The following is a 16,453-nucleotide window of genomic DNA, read 5'->3' as shown; positions in this document are numbered from 1 at the left end:
GGCGGGCCGGGCCTTCGCGGTCAGAGCAGTTCGGCCAGGACCTCGTCCACCGGGGTGGCCGTGACGCCGAGGATCTTCTCGGTGTCGGTGAAGTCGGAGACGTACGGCAGGCCGGGGGTCTCCAGCACCTCGTCGAGCTCCGCCCAGAACGGGTCGGTCAGCGCCAGCAGCGCCAGGTCCCGCTCGGTCAGCTGCTCCAGCCGGGGCGCGGGCGCGCCGGCCAGTCCGGCCAGCCGGGCGGCCAGTTCGCGCGCCGACGGCGTGACGACCGGCACGTGCCAGGCGCGTCCCCAGGAGCGGTCGTCGCGGCCCGCGGCGACCAGCGCGCGGGCGGTGTCGCCGATGGAGGAGTAGCTGTGCGGCAGGTCCGGCTCCTGCGGGACCAGGGCGAACGCGCCGGCCAGCACCCGGGGCTGGACCATGAGGCTGAAGACCGACACCGCGCCGGCGCCGTAGAACTGCGCGGCCCGCACCTCGGTGACCCGGACGCCGGAGGCGGCGGCCTCCTGCCACAGGCGGGCCCGCAACGCGCCCTTCGGCCCGGTCGCCCGCAGCGGCAGCTCCGGGTGGACCGGGCCGTCGACGAGGCCGTAGCCGTACAGGTTGCCCAGCATGACGTAACGCACGCCGGTGCGCGCCGCGGCGGTCAGCATCCCGCCCGCCAGCGCCGGGAACTCCTGGAGCCAGCGGTGGTACGGCGGCGCGGCGCAACCGAACAGCGTGGCCGCCCCCTCCAGCAGTCCGGTGAGCCGGTCGGCGTCGCCGGCGTCCGCGGCCACCCTCTCGACCAGCGGGTGCTCGGGCCCGGCGCCGCTGCGGCTGACGATCTTGACTCGCTCGCCCTCGGCGGCGAGCAGCAGGGCGGTGCGGGTCGCGGCGGCACCGGCGCCGGTGATCACGTGGAAGGTCATGGCCCCACGGTGCCCGACGCCCTAGGCTGGCGGCAGTGGCCCGAATGACAGCTATCCGGAAGATCTGGCCAATGCATCGCATCGTCCTCGTCGTCGTGACGCCCGTCATGAGCTTCGACGTCTCCATCCCGTACATGGTCTTCGGCGGCGTCGAGATCGACGGCGCCCCGGTCTACGACATCCGGGCGTGTACCGCCGAGCCGGGCATCGTGCCCACGGCCGGCGGCCCCGACCTGTTCATCCCGGACGGTCTGGAGGCGGTGCGCGGGGCCGGGACCGTGATCGCGGTCGGCAGCGGCGGCGAGCCCGCCCACCCGGACGCGCTGGAGGCGCTGCGGGAGGCGGCCGCGGCCGGGGCGCGCATCGCCTCGCTGTGCACCGGCGCCTTCGCCCTGGCGCAGGCGGGCCTGCTGGACGGCCGCCCGGCGACCACCCACTGGGCGCTGGCCGCCACGCTGGCCGCCCGCCATCCCACGGTCGAGGTGCGGCCCGACGTGCTCTACGTCGACGACGGTCAGGTGCTGACCTCGGCGGGCGCGGCCGCCGCCATCGACCTGTGCCTGCACCTGGTGCGGCTCGACTGCGGGGCGGCCGCCGCCAACGCGGTGGCCAGGGCCGCGGTCGTCTCCCCGGTGCGGCCGGGCGGCCAGGCCCAGTACATCGAGACCCCGATGCCGCCCGAGCGCGGCACCTCCCTGACGGGGACCCGGGCATGGGCGCTGGCCCGGCTGGACCGCCCGCTGACCCTGAAGGACCTGGCGGCGCACGCCGGCACCAGCGTGCGCACCCTGACCCGGCGTTTCCGCGACGAGACCGGGCTCAGCCCGCTGCAGTGGCTGCTGCACCGGCGCGTCGACCGGGCGCGGGAACTGCTGGAGAGCACCGACCTGGCGATGGACGAGATCGCCTGGCGCAGCGGGCTGGGCAGCGCCGACTCCCTGCGCAAGCACCTGGTCGGCCGGGTGGGACTCACGCCCCGCGCCTACCGGGCGAGCTTCCACCGGCCGGAGCACTGAGGCGGGCGCCGGGTGGCCGGGGCTGAGCGCGGTCTCGGTCCTCCGGCGGTTCCCGGCTCGCGGGACGGGGAGCGGGTCAGGGCGGCGGGATCTCTCCGGAGCCGCGGGGGATCAGGCGGGTGGGCAGCTGGATCCGCTCGGCGGGGCCCGGCTCGCCGGACATGCGGCGGAAGAGCATCTCGGCGGCGGTACGGCCGAGCCCGTCCGGGGCCTGGGCCACCACGGTCACGCCGGGCGTCAGCACGTCGGCCAGCTCGAAGTCGTCGAAGCCGACCAGGGCCGGGCGGTGGCCGGTGCGCAGGGCGGCCACGGTGATCCGGCCGTTGCCGGTGAAGACCGCCGTGGGCGGGTCGGCGGCGGCGAGCATCGCGCACAGCGCGGCCCCGGCCCGGTCGGCGGGACCCATCGCGATCAGGGACTCGTTCGCGGGCAGGCCCGCCTCGGCCAGGGCCCGGCGGTAACCCCGCAGGCGCTCGCTCGCGGTGAAGATGGACGCGCTGTCGCCGAGGAAGGCGATCCGGCGGTGGCCGTGCCGGATCAGGTGGGCGACCCCGGCGTGCGCGCCGCCGGCGTTGTCGCAGATGACGGTGTCGGCCTCCAGCCCGCCCGGCCGGTCGGCGAAGACGGCGGCGATGCCCGCGTCGAGCTCGGGCAGCAGGTAGTCGTGGTCGGTCCCGGCGGGGACGATGATCAGCCCGTCCACCCGGCGCGCGCAGAAGGTGAGCACGAGCTCGCGCTCACGCAGGGGGTCCTCGCCGGAGGAGCCGCTGAGCACCAGCGAACCGTGCCGGAGCGCCACGTCCTCCACCGCGCGGCTCATCCCGGAGTAGAACGGGTCGGCCACGTCCTCGATCACCAGCCCGATGGTGGCCGTCCGGCCACGGCGCAGCACCCGGGCGCTCTCGTTGCGCCGGTAGCCGAGCTGCGCGATCGCGGCCACCACCCGTTCGGCCGTGGCCGGGTTGACTCCGGGCTCGTCGTTGACGACCCGCGAGACGGTCTTGAGCGCCACCCCGGCCGCGGCGGCGACGTCCTTCATCGTGGGACGCCCCCGCATGCTGTCTGCCACCGTCCGATCATCACCCAGGCCGGGCCCCTGGACAACGTTGTCATCCGGTCCCGTCGCCGGGGAGCGCTCTCCAGATCCGGCTCCCACCGTACGGGAACGCTCAGCGGGACAGCGCGGTGCCCCTGGCGCCCGTGGCGTGCAGGTCGGCCTCGACCCGCGCGGCCGTCGCCAGCAGGTGCGGCAGCAGGTCGCGCCGGGCGGACTCGGCGGTGGTACGGCTCGCGTGGGAGGAGACGTTCATCGCCGCGGCCACCCGGCCCGAGCGCTCCCTGAGCGGGACGGCGATCGAGCGCAGTCCCTCCTCCAGCTCCTGGTCGACCATCGACCATCCCTGGGAGCGGACCCTGGCCAGCTCGGCGCGGAGCACGGCGGGCTCGGTGACGGTCCTGGAGGTGAAGGCGCGCAGCTCGGCGCGCTCCAGGTAGGCGTCGAGCTCGTCCGGGGGCAGCCAGGCCAGCAGCACCCGCCCCATCGAGGTGCAGTGGGCGGGGAAGCGGGTGCCGATGTTGATCGTCACCCGCATGATCCTGGTGGTCGCCACCCGGGAGACGTAGACGACGTCCTCGCCGTCGAGCACCGCCACCGAGGCCGACTCGTGGACCTCGGCGACGAGCCGTTCGAGGTGCGGCTCGGCCACCTCGGGCAGGGAGAGGCTGGACAGGTAGGCGTAGCCGAGCTCAAGGACGCGCGGGGACAGGGCGAACAGCCGCCCGTCGGTGCGCACGTAGCCGAGGTCCACCAACGTCAGCAGGAACCTGCGGGCCGCCGCGCGGGTCAGGCCCGTGGCGCGGGCGACCTCGCTGAGCGTCAGCTCGGGCGCGGCCGCGCTGAACGCCCGGATCACCGCGAGCCCCCTGGCCAGCGACTGCACGTGATCCGAGCTGCGGTCAACCGGCTCGACCATCTGCGCCCTCCTCGTTCCGATCGAACCTTAACGCCACCGCAGGCTCCCGCCTCCTCAGGCTCCGGCGGGCCGGTGCCCGTGGCCGTGGCCGTGGTCCCAGCCGCGTGCCCGGGCGAGGGTCCGGTCGACGAAGACCCCGGCCGAGCCGAGGTGGCCCGCGGGGTCCAGCACGGAGTCCAGCTCCCCGGGGGACAGGCCGCCCTCGGGATCGGCGAGGAGGGCGTCGCGCAGGGAGAGGTTCTCCTCGACGGCCCGGGCGCAGGCGGCGTCCACCCGTTCGCGGGCGGCGGGGGAGCCGCCGAGCGCGGCGACGACCCGCTCGGCCATCAGCAGTCCCCGGGTGGCGTCCAGGTTGGCGCGCATCCGGTCGGCGTCGACCGTAAGCCCTTCCAGCACCTCGCGGAGCCAGCAGGCGGCCGAGCCGGTCAGGCGCAGAAGCTCGCCCAGCGTCTCCCACTCGGCCTGCCACGGCCCCGCCGCGCGCTCGTGCTCCTGGGCCATCCCGGCGAGCACCGATCCCACCAGGCCGGGCACCCGCTGGACGCAGGCGAGCACGGACATCGCGCCCACCGGGTTGCGCTTGTGCGGCATGGCGCTGGAGCCGCCCCTGCCGGGCGCCGTCGGCTCGGCCACCTCGGCGACCTCGGTCTGGGCCAGGAGCTTCACATCGGTGGCGATCTTGCCGAGCGTCCCGGCGGCCACGCCGAGGGCGCAGGCCAGCTCGGCGACCGGGCTCCTGTCGGTGTGCCACGGCAGCAGGGGCTCGGCCAGGCCCAGCTCGGCCGCCAGGCGCGGCGGCACCTCGTGGCCGCGCTCGCCCAGGACGGCCAGCGTCCCGGCGGCCCCGCCGTACTGGACGGGGAGGCTCAGCCCGTCCAGCCGGGCCCGCGCCCGGTCCAGCGCGCTCAGCCAGCCGGCCGCCTTCAGCCCGAAGGTGATCGGTACGGCGTGCTGCAGGACGGTGCGCCCGGCCATGGGGGTGTCGCGGTGCCCGGCGGCCAGCCCGGCGCACGCCTCGGCCGAGGCCTCCAGGTCGGCCAGGACCGGCACGAGGGCGCGGCAGGCGACCAGCATCGCGGCCGTGTCGTTGACGTCCTGGCTGGTCGCGCCGTAGTGCACGAACCGCCGTACGCCGGGCTCGACCTGCTCGCGTAGCGCGGCGACCAGCGGGATCGCCGGGTTGCCCGCCGGTCCGGCCCGGTGGCCCAGCCCGGCCACGTCGAAGAGGCCGGGGTCGCAGGCCTTGCCGATCGCCTCCGCCGCCTCCGCGGGGATCAGGCCGAGCCCGGCCTGCGCGGCGGCCAGCGCGGCCTCGACGTCCAGCATCGCCGCCAGCCATCCGGAGTCCGACACCTCCGCGGCCGCCCCACCCCGGGAGAAAGTCCCCGAGAACAGCCCGTCCGATTGCGACGAGGTCATGGTCACCTCCGGCGCGATGCGCGTCGTCGTCGTGAGTCGTTGCCTGGAAAAAGCGGTCCGGGGAACGGCGTCCCCGGGCCCCTCAGGAGGGGATTCCCTCCAGAACCACGGCCAGACCCTGACCGACGCCGATGCAGATGGCGGCCAGGCCGTACCCGCCGCCCCGCCGGTGGAGGGCGTGCGCGAGCGTGCCCAGGATGCGGGCGCCGGAGGCGCCGAGGGGGTGGCCCAGGGCGATGGCCCCGCCGTGCACGTTGACGATCTCCGGGTCGAGGTCGGGCCACTCGGCCAGGCAGGCCAGGGACTGGACGGCGAAGGCCTCGTTGAGCTCGACCGCGCTCAGGTCGGACCACGACAGCCCCGCGCGCTTGAGCGCCGTGCGGGCGGCCTCGACCGGGCCGATCCCGAACAGGTGCGGCTCCACGCCGGTGGCGGCCCGCGAGACGATCCGGGCCAGCGGCGCCCGCCCGGCCCGGGCGGCTCCCGCCTCGTCGCCCAGGAGCAGGGCGGCGGCCCCGTCGTTCAGCGGGGAGGCGTTGCCCGCGGTGACCGTGCCGCCGGGGCGGAAGGCCGGCTTGAGCCGGGCCAGGGACTCCATGGTCGTGTCGGCCCTGATCGACTCGTCGCGCTCCACGGTCACGGTCCCGGACCGCCCGGCGGGGACCTCCAGCGGGACCACCTCGCCGGTGAGGACCCCGGCGTCCCAGGCGGCCGCCGCGCGATGGTGACTGCGCAGGGCGAAGGCGTCCTGGGCCTCGCGGGTGATCCCGTGGCGGTCGGCGAGGATCTCCGCGCCCTCGCCCAGCGCCACCGTCCACCCGGCCGGCATCGCGGGGTTGACCATGCGCCAGCCGAGGGCGGTGTCGTGCAGGGTCTGCGGGCCGCGCTCGAACCCGCGCGAGGGCTTGGGCATGACCCACGGGGCCCGGCTCATCGACTCCGAGCCACCGGCGATCACCAGCGAGGCGTCGCCCACGGCCACCGCCCGGCTCGCGGCGATCGCGGCCTCCAGGCCCGAGCCGCACAGCCGGTTGACGGTGGTGCCGGGGACGGTGACCGGAAGCCCGGCGAGCAGGACCGCCATCCGGGCGACGTTGCGGTTGTCCTCACCGGCGCCGTTGGCCGCGCCGAAGAAAACGTCGTCGACGGCGGCCGGGTCGAGGCCGGGGGAGCGCTGCGGCAGGGCGCGCACCACGTGCGCGGCGAGGTCGTCGGGGCGCACCTCCGACAGCGCGCCGCCGTACCGCCCGATGGGCGTGCGGACCGCGTCGAGGATGAAGACGTCGTTCATGATCTGTGGCCTCCGGTCAGGGCCCGCAGGGCGGCGAGCTCGTGGTCGGCGGGGGGCTCGGTCTCGCGCAGGCCGGGGGCGGCGGCGAGCTCCCAGCCGGTGGCGGCGCGGGCCCGCTCGAGGGTGACGCCCGGGTGCAGGTGGGTGAGGACCAGCTCGCAGGTGACGGGGTCGGGTTCGAGGATGCCCAGGTCGGTGATGACCGTACGGGGCCCGCGGCCGCGCAGGCCCAGGCGCTCCCGGTCGCCGGGGCCCGAGCCGAAGCCGACCGAGGTGACGAAGTCCACGCGGTCGACGAAGGCCCGGGGGCTCTGCCGTACGATCACCGTCACCTCGCCGCAGGAGGCGGCGATCTCCGGCGCCCCGCCCGCGCCGGGCAGGCGGACCTTGGGGTCCTCGTAGGGGCCGATCACGGTCGTGTTGATGTTGGCGTACCTGTCGATCTGGGCCGCGCCGAGGAAGCCGACGTCGATGCGGCCGGGCTGGAGCCAGTAGTTGAAGATCTCCGGCACGCTCACGACGGAGTCGGCGGTGTCGGCCAGCACCCCGTCCCCGATGGACAGGGGAGGCAGGTCGGGCTTGGCGCCGATGGTCCCGGACTCGTAGATGAGCACGAGGTCGGGGGCGTGGGTGCGGCGGGCGAGGTTGGCGGCGAGGCTGGGCAGGCCGATGCCGACGAAGCACGAGCCGCCGCGCAGCCGCCGGGCGGCGGCCACGGTCATCATCTCGTCGGCCGTGTAGGACTGCGGGGAAGGGGCGGACATGAGGAGCTCTCCCGAGGTGGACGTGGACTGGCCTCCCGAGGCGGTCATGGGCGGGCCGCCTCGCGGGTGAGGACGTGCTCGTCCATCCAGGTCAGGAAGCTCTCGCGGTCGCGGGCGATCGCGTCCCAGGCCTGATAGAAGTCGTTGTCGCGGACGGAGTATCCCGCGCTGTAGGAGGGGTGGGAACCGCCCGGCGCCTCTGACACGTGGGTGATCACCCAGCCGGGCAGCGTGACCGCCCCGGGGTGGGGCTCCAGCTCCTCGACGACCTCCTCCACGGTGACCAGGGAGCGCCTGGCCGCGAGCACTGCCTCCTTCTGGACCCCGGTGATGCCCCACAGCTGCACGTTGCCGTGCCGGTCGGCGCGCTGGGCGTGGACGATCGCGACGTCGGGGTTGATCGCCGGGACGGCGGTGAGCTCCTCGCCGGTGAAGGGGCAGGTGATCGGCTTGACGGTGGCGGTGTGCACGGGCAGGTCGGTGCCGCGGTAGCCGCGCAGCACGGCGAACGGCAGCCCCGAGGCGCCGGCGACGTAGGCGTTGGCGATGCCTGCGTGGCTGTGCTCCTCGACCTCCAGCGGGGCGGGCCAGCGGTTCTGCACCGCGTCCCGGAAGCGGTGCAGCGAGCCGACGCCCGGGTTGCCGCCCCAGGAGAAGATCAGCCGGCGGGCGCAGCCCATCCCGATGAGCTGGTCGTAGATCAGGTCGGGGGTCATCCGGATCAGCGTCAGATCGCGGCGTCCCTGGCGGATGATCTCGTGCCCGGCCGCGTAGGGGATCAGGTGGGTGAAACCCTCCAGCGCGACGCTGTCACCGTCGTGGACGAGATTCGCCACCGCCTCGGCGAGCGGGATCACCGTGGCCATCATGCCCCCTTCAGGAGTGTTCGGCATGCGAACTCAAGTTCTTTTAACGAACATACTGACCTGATGTCCGGATCGTCAATTCTCCGGCTGCTGATCCTTGACTAACCGTGAAGGGCGGCGTAGCTTCCGCGATATCGCCCGTTCGTTGAGAGAATCGTCGTTCGCATAGCGAACACACCCCCAACCTCTCCCTCGGGAGGTCAGATGCGCCGTCCGTTCACCGTGCTGGCCGTCGCGCTGCTATTGGCCGCGCAGGCGGCGTGCGGATCTGAGGAGGAGCCCGCGGCGGGCGGGAAGGACAAGGTCAACGCGGGCGTCATCGCCATCGTCGACACGGCCCCGATCCATCTCGGCAAGGCCAAGGGCTTCTTCGACAAGCAGAACATCGACCTGACCATCACCCCCGTGCAGGGCGGCGCCGCCAGCATCTCCGGAGCGGTCAGCGGGCAGTTCCAGTTCGCCTTCGCCAACACCACCTCCCTGCTCACCGCGGTCGAGCAGGGGCTCGACGTCAAGGTCGTCACCAACGGGGTCGCCTCCACCGGCGTGCCGGGCAAGGACTTCAGCGCCGTCCTGGTCAAGCCGGACAGCCCCGTCAAGACCGCCAAGGACCTGGCCGGCAAGAAGGTCTCGGTCAACCAGCTCAAGAACATCGGCGACACCACGATCCGCGCCGCGGTGCGCGACGCGGGCGGCGACCCCGACGGGATCGAGTTCGTGGAGCTGGCCTTCCCCGACGCGCCCGCCGCGCTGGAGAACGGGCAGGTCGACGCGATCTGGGTGGTCGAGCCCTTCGTCAGCCAGGCGCTCAGCCGGGGGGCCCGCCCGGTGACGTGGAACTTCGCCGAGCCAGTCGAGGACCTGACCGTCGCGATGTACTTCACCACCGGCAAGACCGATCCCGACCTGGTCAAGCGGTTCACCGCGGCGATGAACGAGTCGCTGACCTACGCCCAGGAGCACCCGGAGGAGGCCCGCGAGGCCCTGAAGACCTACACCAAGATCGCTCCAGAGGTGATCGCCGAGATCTACCTGCCGAAGTGGGGAACGGAGATCAACGAGGAGTCGGTGCAGGAGATCGCGGACCTCGCGCAGGGCGACGGCGTGCTCAAGGGCGAGGTCGACGTGAACACGCTGATCCCGTGAGGCGCGGCATCGGGTCCCGGATCGGGTACGGCGCGGCGGGGCTGGGCGGGTTGCTGGTGGTGATGGAGGCGGCCTCCCGGCTCGGGCCGGTGGACGAGAGGTTCCTGCCCCCGGCCTCGGAGATCCTGGGCGCCCTGGCGGCGGAGCTGGCCACCGCCGAGCTGTGGATCGCCCTCGGCGAGACCATGTGGGGCTGGGCGCTGGGGCTGGCCATCGCGTTCTGCGCCGCGGTGGCCGCCGGGATGGTGATCGGCTCCGTGCCGGGCCTGCGCGCCGCGACGCACTCCACCGTCGAGTTCCTGCGCCCCATCCCGTCGGTCGCGCTGATCCCCCTGGCCACCCTGCTGTTCGGCGCCTCGCTCGGCTCCACGCTCCTGCTGGTGGTCTACGCGGCGTTCTGGCAGGTGCTCATCCAGGTCCTGTACGGCGTCGCGGACGTCGACGCCGTCGCCCACGACACCGCCCGGTCCTACGGGTTGTCGGCCTGGTCCCGGATCCGCCACCTGGTCTGGCCGACGGCGCTGCCGTACGTCATGACCGGCCTGCGACTGGCCGCGGCCGTGGCCTTCATCCTCGCGATCACCGCCGAACTGGTCATCGGCAGCCCCGGCCTGGGCCTGTCCATCCAGGCGGCCCAGTCCGCGGGCGCGGTGACCACGATGTACGCGCTGGTGGTCCTGGCGGGGCTGGTCGGCGTCGCGGTGAACGTCGGGGTCCGCGCCCTGGAGCGCCGGGTGCTCGCCTGGCATCCCTCGGTCCGGGGGGAGGCGCCCGTATGAACGGGACGGGACGGGCCGTGACGCGGGTGCTGACCGTCGCCGGGGTCCCGGCGCTCCTGGTGATCGTCTGGCAGCTCTACAGCGCGGCCTCGCAGAACTTCTACGTCCCGGCCCCGGGGCGGGTGGCGCAGGCGTTCGCCGAGACCTGGTTCTCGGAGCGGATCCTCGACGACGTGCTGCCGAGCCTGGCCAGGCTCCTGGCCGGGTACGCGCTCGCCGTCGCGGCCGGGGTCGGCGCCGGTGTGGCGATCGGGCTCTCGCCCCGGCTGCGGGCCGCGGCCGAGCCGGTGCTGGAGTTCTTCCGGGCGATCCCGCCCCCGGTGCTGGTCCCCCTGATCATGCTGCTGGCGGGGATCGGCGACGGGATGAAGGTGCTGGTCATCGCCTCCGGCTGCGTCTGGCCGATCCTGCTCAACACCGTCGAGGGCGTGCGGGCGCTGGACGAGGTCCTGTCCGACACCTGCCGGATGTACGGCGTGCGCGGCCTGTCCCGGCTGCGCCACCTGGTCCTGCGCGGAGCCAGTCCGCAGATCATGGCGGGCCTGCGGCAGGCGCTGTCCATCGGGATCATCCTCATGGTGATCAGCGAGATGTTCGCCAGCAGCAGCGGGCTCGGCTTCACGATCGTGCTGTTCCAGCGCGGGTTCCAGATCGCCGAGATGTGGAGCGGGATCCTGCTGCTCGGCCTGCTCGGCTATGTGCTCGCGCTGCTGTTCCGGCGGCTGGAGCGCCGCGTGCTGTCCTGGCACAGCGGCCGGGGGGTCGGCCGTGCTTGAGGTCTCCGGGCTGCGGAAGGTCTACGAGGGCAGGCGCGTCGAGGCGCTGCGCGAGGTGACCTTCCAGGTGGACGCGGGCGAGCTCGTCTGCGTCATCGGGCCCTCGGGGTGCGGCAAGACGACGTTGCTGCGGTGCGTCGCGGGGCTGCTGCCCCCCACGGCCGGGTCGGTGAAGGTGGCGGGCGCCGCGGTGACCGGCCCGCCGCCGCGGATGGCGGTGGTGTTCCAGGAGTACGGCAGGAGCCTGTTCCCCTGGATGACCGTGCGGCAGAACGTCGAGCTGCCGCTGAAGGAGAAGAGGATGCCCGCCGGGCGGCGCGGCGAGCTGGTGGCCGGGTCGCTGGCCGCCGTGGGGCTCGCCGACGTCGCCGACGCCCACCCGTGGCAGCTGTCGGGCGGCATGCAGCAGCGGGTCGCGATCGCCCGGGCCGTCGCCTACGAGCCGCAGGTGCTGCTGATGGACGAGCCGTTCGCGGCGGTGGACGCCCAGACCAGGGCGGACCTGGAGGACCTGGTCCTGGCGCTCTGGCGGGACACCGGGGTGACGACGCTGTTCGTCACCCACGACATCGACGAGGCCGTCTATCTCGGGCAGCGGGTGATCGTGCTGTCCGGCTCGCCGACCGTGGTGATGGAGGACCTCAAGATCGACCTTCCGCCGGAACGCGACCAGCTCACCACCCGCTCCCTGCCCCGCTTCGCCGACCTGCGCGGCCATCTCTACGCCCAGATCCAGCGAGCTCGGGGGGACCGATGACCCGCACCAGGATCCGGCGCGCCCGGGAGGCCCGATGAGGACGGTCAGGGACGCGACCTTCGACGTGCTGCGCCGTACCGGGCTGACCACGGTCTTCGCCAACCCCGGGTCCACCGAGGTCTCCCTGCTCGCCGGGCTCCCCGACGACCTGGAGTTCGTGCTCGCCCTGCACGAGGGCGCGGTCGTCGGCATGGCCACCGGCTGGGCGATCGCCCGCGACCGGCCCGCGCTCGCACTGCTGCACACCACGGCGGGGCTGGGCAACGCGGTCGGCGCGATCGCCACCGCACGGGTGAACCGGGCGCCGCTGGTGGTCCTGGTCGGCCAGCAGGACCGCAGGCACCTGGCCCTGGAGCCGTTCCTGACCGGGCGGCTGGCCGGCCTCGCGGGCGACTACCCCGTCTGGACGGACCAGCCCGTCCGGGCGCAAGACGTGCCGGGCGCGCTGGCCAGGGCCTGCCACGAGGCGGTCACCGCCCGCGGCCCGGCCCTGGTCGTGGTCCCCGTGGACGACTGGTCCGCCCCGGCCGCAGACCCTGCCCCGGCCGCCATCCCCACCCCGGCCGGGGCAGGCCCGGACCCCGGAACCCGGCCCGCCCCGAGTGACGCCCCCGGGATCCGGCCCGCCCCGGGCGACGCGTCCGGGACCCCGCCCGTGCCGTCCGCCGCCTCCGGGATTCCGGCGGCGGACGGCGCCGGGGCCGCCGGGCGGTCGCGGGTCGTCCCCCCGGCCGCGGACGGCGACGCCGTGGTGGCGGCTCCGGCGCGGGTGGTGCGGCCCTCGGGCGTGGCGGACGCCGATCTCGCGCCGTTGCTCGGGCTCCTGGCCACCGCGCGCTCGCCCGTGCTGGTGACCGGGGCGGGCGCGGACTCGGCCGCGGCCTGGCGGGCGCTGACCGTGCTGGCCGAGCGGCTGGGCTGCCCGGTCTGGCAGGAGTCCTTCGGCGCCCGCGCGGGCTTCCCGCAGGACCACCCGCTGTTCGCCGGGATCCTCCCGGCGGGGCGATCCCGGCTGCGCGAGGCGCTGGCCGGGCACGACGCGGTGCTCGCGGTGGGCGCCCCGGTCTTCCGCCAGTACCCCTACGAGCCCGGCCCGCTGGTCGCTCCCGGCACCGCGGTCGCGGTCGTCACCGACGACCCGGCCGAGGCCCACCGCAGCCCGGCCGAGCTGGCCGTCCTGGCCTCCCCGGCGGTCGTCTGCGCCCGCCTGGCCGAGCTGGTGCCCGCCCGCGACGCCGTACCGCCCCGTTTCGCGAAGGCCCTCCCGCCCGCCCCGCCCGCGCCCGGGGAGGAGCTGCGGGCCGCGCACGTCCTGCACGAGCTGGCCGTACGGCTGGCGCCGGAGACCGTGGTGGTGGAGGAGACCCCGTCCTCCCGGCCCGACCTGCACCGGCTGGTGCCGGCCCGGCGCCCGCTGGGGTTCCTGTCGGCGGCGATGGGCGGGCTGGGGTTCGCGCTGCCCGCGGCGGTCGGGGTCCGCATGGCCGCCCCCGACCGGCCGGTGGTCGCGGTCGTGGGCGACGGCTCGGCCCTGTACGGGATCCAGGCCCTGTGGAGCGCGGCCCACTACCGGGTGGGCGCCCTGTTCGTGGTCCTGGCCAACGGCCGGTACGCCGTCATGGACCGGCTGGCCGAGCAGTCCGGCGGCGGCAAGGCGCCGTGGCCGCCGTTCACCGAGGTCGGCATGGCCGCCCTGGCGCGCTCGCTCGGCTGCCCGGCCCGCCGCGTGACCTCCTACGAGGAGCTGGTGGAGGCGCTCGACGAGGTGATCCCGGACCTCGCGGACCGGGAGAGCCCCCTCCTGCTCGACGTCGCCGTACCCCCCGACCCCGATTTCCAGCCGTGACCACCCCGCGCAAGGAGACGCCATGACGATTACCGGTGCCAACCTGATGGACGCCAAGACGTGGACGGGTCTCGTCTACGGGGACGGATGGACCGCCTCGCGGGCGGGTGACGCTGCCGTCGTCGAGCCCGCCACCGGCCGGGAGCTGGGCCGTGCCGGGATCGCCGGGCCCGAGGACGTCGCGGCGGCGGTCGTGCGGGCCGTACGGGCGCAGCGGGAGTGGGCGGCCGTCTCCTTCGAGGAGCGGGCCGCGGTGCTGCGGCGCGCCGGGCGGCTCTTCGAGGAGCACGCCGAGGAGATCCAGGACTGGCTGGTCCGCGAGGCCGGGTCGATCCGTCCCAAGACGGGCGTGGAGACGCACGTCGCCGCCCAGGAGTGCTACGAGGCCGCCGCGCTGGCCTCCCAGCCGCTCGGCGAGATCCTGCCCACGGCCAAGGACCGGCTCAGCCTCGCCCGGCGGGTCCCGGTGGGGGTCGTCGGGGTGATCGCGCCGTTCAACTTCCCGCTGATCCTCGGCATCCGCTCGATCGCCCCGGCGCTGGCACTGGGCAACGCGGTGATCCTCAAGCCCGACCCGCGCACCGCCGTCTCCGGGGGCGTCTCCATCGCCCGGGTCTTCGAGGAGGCCGGGCTCCCGCCGGGCCTGCTCCACGTCCTGCCCGGCGGCGTCGAGACGGGGGAGGCGCTGGTCGGCGACCCGCTGGTGCCGGTGATCTCCTTCACCGGCTCGACCTCGGCCGGCCGCCGGGTCGGCGAGGCGTGCGGGCGGCTGCTCAAGCGCGCCCACCTGGAGCTGGGCGGGAACTCGGCGCTGATCGTGCTGGAGGACGCCGATCTGGACCTGGCGGCCTCGGCCGGCGCCTGGGGGTCGTTCCTGCACCAGGGGCAGATCTGCATGACCACCGGCCGGCACCTGGTGCACGCCTCGATCGCCGGGGAGTACGTCGCGCGGCTCGCCGAGAAGGCCGACCACCTGCCGGTCGGTGACCCCGCCACCGGGCAGGTCGCGCTCGGCCCGCTGATCGACGCGCGGCAGCGCGACAAGGTCCACGCCCTGGTCACCGGGAGCGTCGAGGCGGGGGCGCGGCTGGCCGCCGGAGGCACCTTCGAGGGTCTGTTCTACCGGCCGACGGTGCTGGACGGCGTGCCGCGGACGGCTCCCGCCTACGTCCAGGAGGTCTTCGGCCCGGTCGCCCCGGTCGTGCCGTTCTCCACGATCGAGGAGGCCGCCGCGCTGGCGTCCGACACCGAGTACGGTCTCTCGCTGGGCATCCTCACCCGCGACGCGATGCGCGGCCTGGCCCTGGCCGACCTGATCCCCACCGGGATCGTGCACATCAACGACCAGACCGTGGACGACGAGGCGGTGGCCCCGTTCGGCGGGGTGGGCGCCTCGGGCACCGGGACCCGCTTCGGCGGCGGCCGGGCCAACGCCGAGGCCTTCACCCAGACCAGGTGGGTGACGATGCGGGGTGACATCGCGGGCTATCCCTTCTAGCGTCCATGGGCGCCCACCGGCCGCCCGCCGTACGACGGCGTGATGGTGGGCGTCACGTGGGAAGGCGGGGGAAGCCGGGAGACGGTCCCGTGCGAACGTCGTGCCGGGGGTTGTGCGAAGGTTGAACGGTGTCTGAGCGTCGCAGCGGTCTGTCGGGGGCGCTGCTGGTCGCGGGGTTCGTGCTCGCCTCGCTGAACCTGCGGCCCGCGCTGGCGGGGATCTCGCCGGTGCTCGACGAGATCATGACCGATGTGGGGCTGAGCCCGGCCGGAGGCGGGGCGATCACCACGGTGATGGTGGTCTGCCTGGGCGTGCTGGCCCCGCTCGCCCCGCCGCTGGCCCGCAGGTTCGGCCTGGACCGGGTCCTGCTGGCGTGCCTGCTGGTGGTGGCCGCCGGGGTGCTGCTGCGCGGCGCGGACGGCGTGATCGCGCTGTACGCGGGCGCGGCCGTGGCGGGCGCGGCCATCGCGGTCATGAACGTCGTCATGCCGGGGGTCGTCAAGCAGCACTTCCCGGCGAACGTCGGGCTGTTCACCGGGATCTACGTCTCCGGCCTGGTCGTGGGCGCGGCCGCCGCCTCCGGGCTGACCGTGCCGCTGGAGCACGCCACCGGGTACGGCTGGCGCGAGGTGACCGCGATGGCGGCGGTCCCGGCCGTGCTGGCGGCCGCGGTGTGGCTGCCCCAGGCGCTGCGCCCTCCGGTCGCCGGGACCGCCGCGCCCCGGCCGTTCCGGGTGTTGCTGCGCGCCCCGATGACCTGGGTCATCACCGTCTACATGGGCCTGCAGTCGCTGACGTTCTACATCGTGCTCGCCTGGCTGCCGACGATCTTCAAGGAGGCGGGTCTCCCCGCCGACCAGGCCGGGTACCTGCTGAGCCTGACCAACCTGGTCCAGGTGGCGGCCACGCTCGCGGTCCCGCTGCACGCCGGGCGGGCGCGCTCGCAGGTGCCGCACGTGACGGTCGCGGCCCTGCTCACCGTCGCCGGGTACGCCGGGGTGCTGCTGGCCCCCACGACCCTGCCGTGGCTGTGGATGATCATCCTGGGCGTCGGCCAGGGCGCCTCGATCGCGCTGGCCCTGCTGATCATCACGCTCCGCGCCCCCGACCCCGTCTCGGTGACCGCGCTGTCGGCCGTCGCGCAGTCGGCCGGGTACGTGCTGGCGGCGCTCGGACCGCTGGTGATCGGCGTGCTGCGGGAGGCCTCGGGCGGCTGGACGGTGCCGCTGCTGGCCGGGCTCGGCGCGTGCGGGCTCCAGCTGGCCGCCGGGTTCCTGGCCGGCCGTCCCGTGCCGGTGCAGACCTCCGTGCCCGCCGCCCGGGAGTGAGACGCCCCCGGCGACGCCCCGGGAGACGCTTCCGGCACTTCAGGCTCTCCCCGCACTCGCGTGACCGCCCGGTCACCGAGGTG

15 protein-coding genes are annotated in these 16,453 nt (G+C 74.8%); 8 read left to right on the top strand and 7 right to left on the bottom strand.

The window, feature by feature from the left end; all coding sequences use genetic code 11:
• Window positions 1-20: 20 nt before the first annotated feature.
• Complete coding sequence (locus Psi01_RS14900; RefSeq protein WP_204064593.1) at window positions 21-911, bottom strand: Rossmann-fold NAD(P)-binding domain-containing protein; 891 nt, start codon at window positions 909-911, stop codon at window positions 21-23.
• A 71-nt stretch (window positions 912-982) separates the two neighbouring features.
• Between Psi01_RS14900 and Psi01_RS14895 the strand changes: the two genes are divergently transcribed.
• A complete protein-coding gene (locus Psi01_RS14895; RefSeq protein WP_204064592.1) occupies window positions 983-1,927 on the top strand; it encodes a GlxA family transcriptional regulator in 945 nt (314 codons plus the stop codon).
• Window positions 1,928-2,003: 76 nt separating this feature from the next.
• Here the strand turns inward: Psi01_RS14895 and Psi01_RS14890 are convergent, their stop codons facing one another.
• The 6 genes from Psi01_RS14890 to Psi01_RS14865 all read right to left on the bottom strand — a co-directional run bounded on the left by Psi01_RS14890 (window position 2,004) and on the right by Psi01_RS14865 (window position 8,267).
• Window positions 2,004-2,996, bottom strand: coding sequence for a LacI family DNA-binding transcriptional regulator (locus Psi01_RS14890; RefSeq protein ID WP_373872494.1), 993 nt, complete (start codon window positions 2,994-2,996; stop codon window positions 2,004-2,006).
• Between the two features lie 100 nt (window positions 2,997-3,096).
• A complete protein-coding gene (locus Psi01_RS14885) occupies window positions 3,097-3,900 on the bottom strand; it encodes an IclR family transcriptional regulator domain-containing protein (RefSeq protein WP_204064591.1) in 804 nt (267 codons plus the stop codon).
• Window positions 3,901-3,954: 54 nt separating this feature from the next.
• Window positions 3,955-5,319, bottom strand: a complete 1,365-nt coding sequence (gene pcaB, locus Psi01_RS14880; protein WP_204064590.1) for a 3-carboxy-cis,cis-muconate cycloisomerase — start codon at window positions 5,317-5,319, stop codon at window positions 3,955-3,957.
• An 82-nt stretch (window positions 5,320-5,401) separates the two neighbouring features.
• Window positions 5,402-6,610 (bottom strand): thiolase family protein, encoded by a 1,209-nt coding sequence (locus Psi01_RS14875; protein ID WP_204064589.1) that lies wholly within the window; start codon window positions 6,608-6,610, stop codon window positions 5,402-5,404.
• Window positions 6,607-7,374 (bottom strand): CoA-transferase subunit beta, encoded by a 768-nt coding sequence (locus Psi01_RS14870; protein WP_204064588.1) that lies wholly within the window; start codon window positions 7,372-7,374, stop codon window positions 6,607-6,609. Before Psi01_RS14870 ends, Psi01_RS14875 begins: the two co-directional genes overlap by 4 nt.
• A gap of 44 nt (window positions 7,375-7,418) precedes the next feature.
• Window positions 7,419-8,267, bottom strand: coding sequence for a CoA transferase subunit A (locus Psi01_RS14865; protein ID WP_373872493.1), 849 nt, complete (start codon window positions 8,265-8,267; stop codon window positions 7,419-7,421).
• Between the two features lie 177 nt (window positions 8,268-8,444).
• Between Psi01_RS14865 and Psi01_RS14860 the strand changes: the two genes are divergently transcribed.
• The 7 genes from Psi01_RS14860 (at window position 8,445) to Psi01_RS14830 (ending at window position 16,370) form a co-directional block, all read left to right on the top strand.
• Window positions 8,445-9,386, top strand: a complete 942-nt coding sequence (locus Psi01_RS14860) for an ABC transporter substrate-binding protein (protein WP_204064587.1) — start codon at window positions 8,445-8,447, stop codon at window positions 9,384-9,386.
• Window positions 9,383-10,165: an ABC transporter permease gene (locus tag Psi01_RS14855; protein ID WP_239127679.1), complete on the top strand. Its 783-nt coding sequence runs from the start codon at window positions 9,383-9,385 to the stop codon at window positions 10,163-10,165. The genes Psi01_RS14860 and Psi01_RS14855 overlap by 4 nt, the downstream gene beginning before the upstream one ends.
• Window positions 10,162-10,941: an ABC transporter permease gene (locus Psi01_RS14850; RefSeq protein ID WP_204064586.1), complete on the top strand. Its 780-nt coding sequence runs from the start codon at window positions 10,162-10,164 to the stop codon at window positions 10,939-10,941. The genes Psi01_RS14855 and Psi01_RS14850 overlap by 4 nt, the downstream gene beginning before the upstream one ends.
• Window positions 10,934-11,698: an ABC transporter ATP-binding protein gene (locus Psi01_RS14845; protein WP_239127677.1), complete on the top strand. Its 765-nt coding sequence runs from the start codon at window positions 10,934-10,936 to the stop codon at window positions 11,696-11,698. Before Psi01_RS14850 ends, Psi01_RS14845 begins: the two co-directional genes overlap by 8 nt.
• Before the next feature lie 34 nt (window positions 11,699-11,732).
• Window positions 11,733-13,544 carry a thiamine pyrophosphate-dependent enzyme gene (locus Psi01_RS14840; protein ID WP_204064584.1) on the top strand — a complete coding sequence of 604 codons (1,812 nt, stop codon included), beginning with the start codon at window positions 11,733-11,735 and terminating at the stop codon, window positions 13,542-13,544.
• Window positions 13,545-13,590: 46 nt separating this feature from the next.
• Window positions 13,591-15,042 carry a benzaldehyde dehydrogenase gene (locus tag Psi01_RS14835; protein WP_204064781.1) on the top strand — a complete coding sequence of 484 codons (1,452 nt, stop codon included), beginning with the start codon at window positions 13,591-13,593 and terminating at the stop codon, window positions 15,040-15,042.
• A gap of 128 nt (window positions 15,043-15,170) precedes the next feature.
• Window positions 15,171-16,370 (top strand): CynX/NimT family MFS transporter, encoded by a 1,200-nt coding sequence (locus Psi01_RS14830; RefSeq protein WP_204064583.1) that lies wholly within the window; start codon window positions 15,171-15,173, stop codon window positions 16,368-16,370.
• Window positions 16,371-16,453: the final 83 nt, after the last annotated feature.

The sequence above is a fragment of the Paraplanobispora siamensis genome, from assembly GCF_016863175.1.
Taxonomy (GTDB): domain Bacteria; phylum Actinomycetota; class Actinomycetes; order Streptosporangiales; family Streptosporangiaceae; genus Planobispora; species Planobispora siamensis.
This window is presented reverse-complemented; position numbering and strand designations above follow the sequence as displayed.

What these genes read in the sequence shown, in the direction of transcription:
- Psi01_RS14900 (WP_204064593.1), bottom strand. Translation starts at nt 911, where the DNA reads ATGACCTTCCACGTGATCACCGGCGCCGGTGCCGCCGCGACCCGCACC.
- Psi01_RS14895 (WP_204064592.1), top strand. Translation starts at nt 983, where the DNA reads ATGCATCGCATCGTCCTCGTCGTCGTGACGCCCGTCATGAGCTTCGAC.
- Psi01_RS14885 (WP_204064591.1), bottom strand. Translation starts at nt 3,900, where the DNA reads ATGGTCGAGCCGGTTGACCGCAGCTCGGATCACGTGCAGTCGCTGGCC.
- pcaB (WP_204064590.1), bottom strand. Translation starts at nt 5,319, where the DNA reads ATGACCTCGTCGCAATCGGACGGGCTGTTCTCGGGGACTTTCTCCCGG.
- Psi01_RS14875 (WP_204064589.1), bottom strand. Translation starts at nt 6,610, where the DNA reads ATGAACGACGTCTTCATCCTCGACGCGGTCCGCACGCCCATCGGGCGG.
- Psi01_RS14870 (WP_204064588.1), bottom strand. Translation starts at nt 7,374, where the DNA reads ATGTCCGCCCCTTCCCCGCAGTCCTACACGGCCGACGAGATGATGACC.
- Psi01_RS14865 (WP_373872493.1), bottom strand. Translation starts at nt 8,267, where the DNA reads ATGCCGAACACTCCTGAAGGGGGCATGATGGCCACGGTGATCCCGCTC.
- Psi01_RS14860 (WP_204064587.1), top strand. Translation starts at nt 8,445, where the DNA reads ATGCGCCGTCCGTTCACCGTGCTGGCCGTCGCGCTGCTATTGGCCGCG.
- Psi01_RS14850 (WP_204064586.1), top strand. Translation starts at nt 10,162, where the DNA reads ATGAACGGGACGGGACGGGCCGTGACGCGGGTGCTGACCGTCGCCGGG.
- Psi01_RS14840 (WP_204064584.1), top strand. Translation starts at nt 11,733, where the DNA reads ATGAGGACGGTCAGGGACGCGACCTTCGACGTGCTGCGCCGTACCGGG.
- Psi01_RS14835 (WP_204064781.1), top strand. Translation starts at nt 13,591, where the DNA reads ATGGACGCCAAGACGTGGACGGGTCTCGTCTACGGGGACGGATGGACC.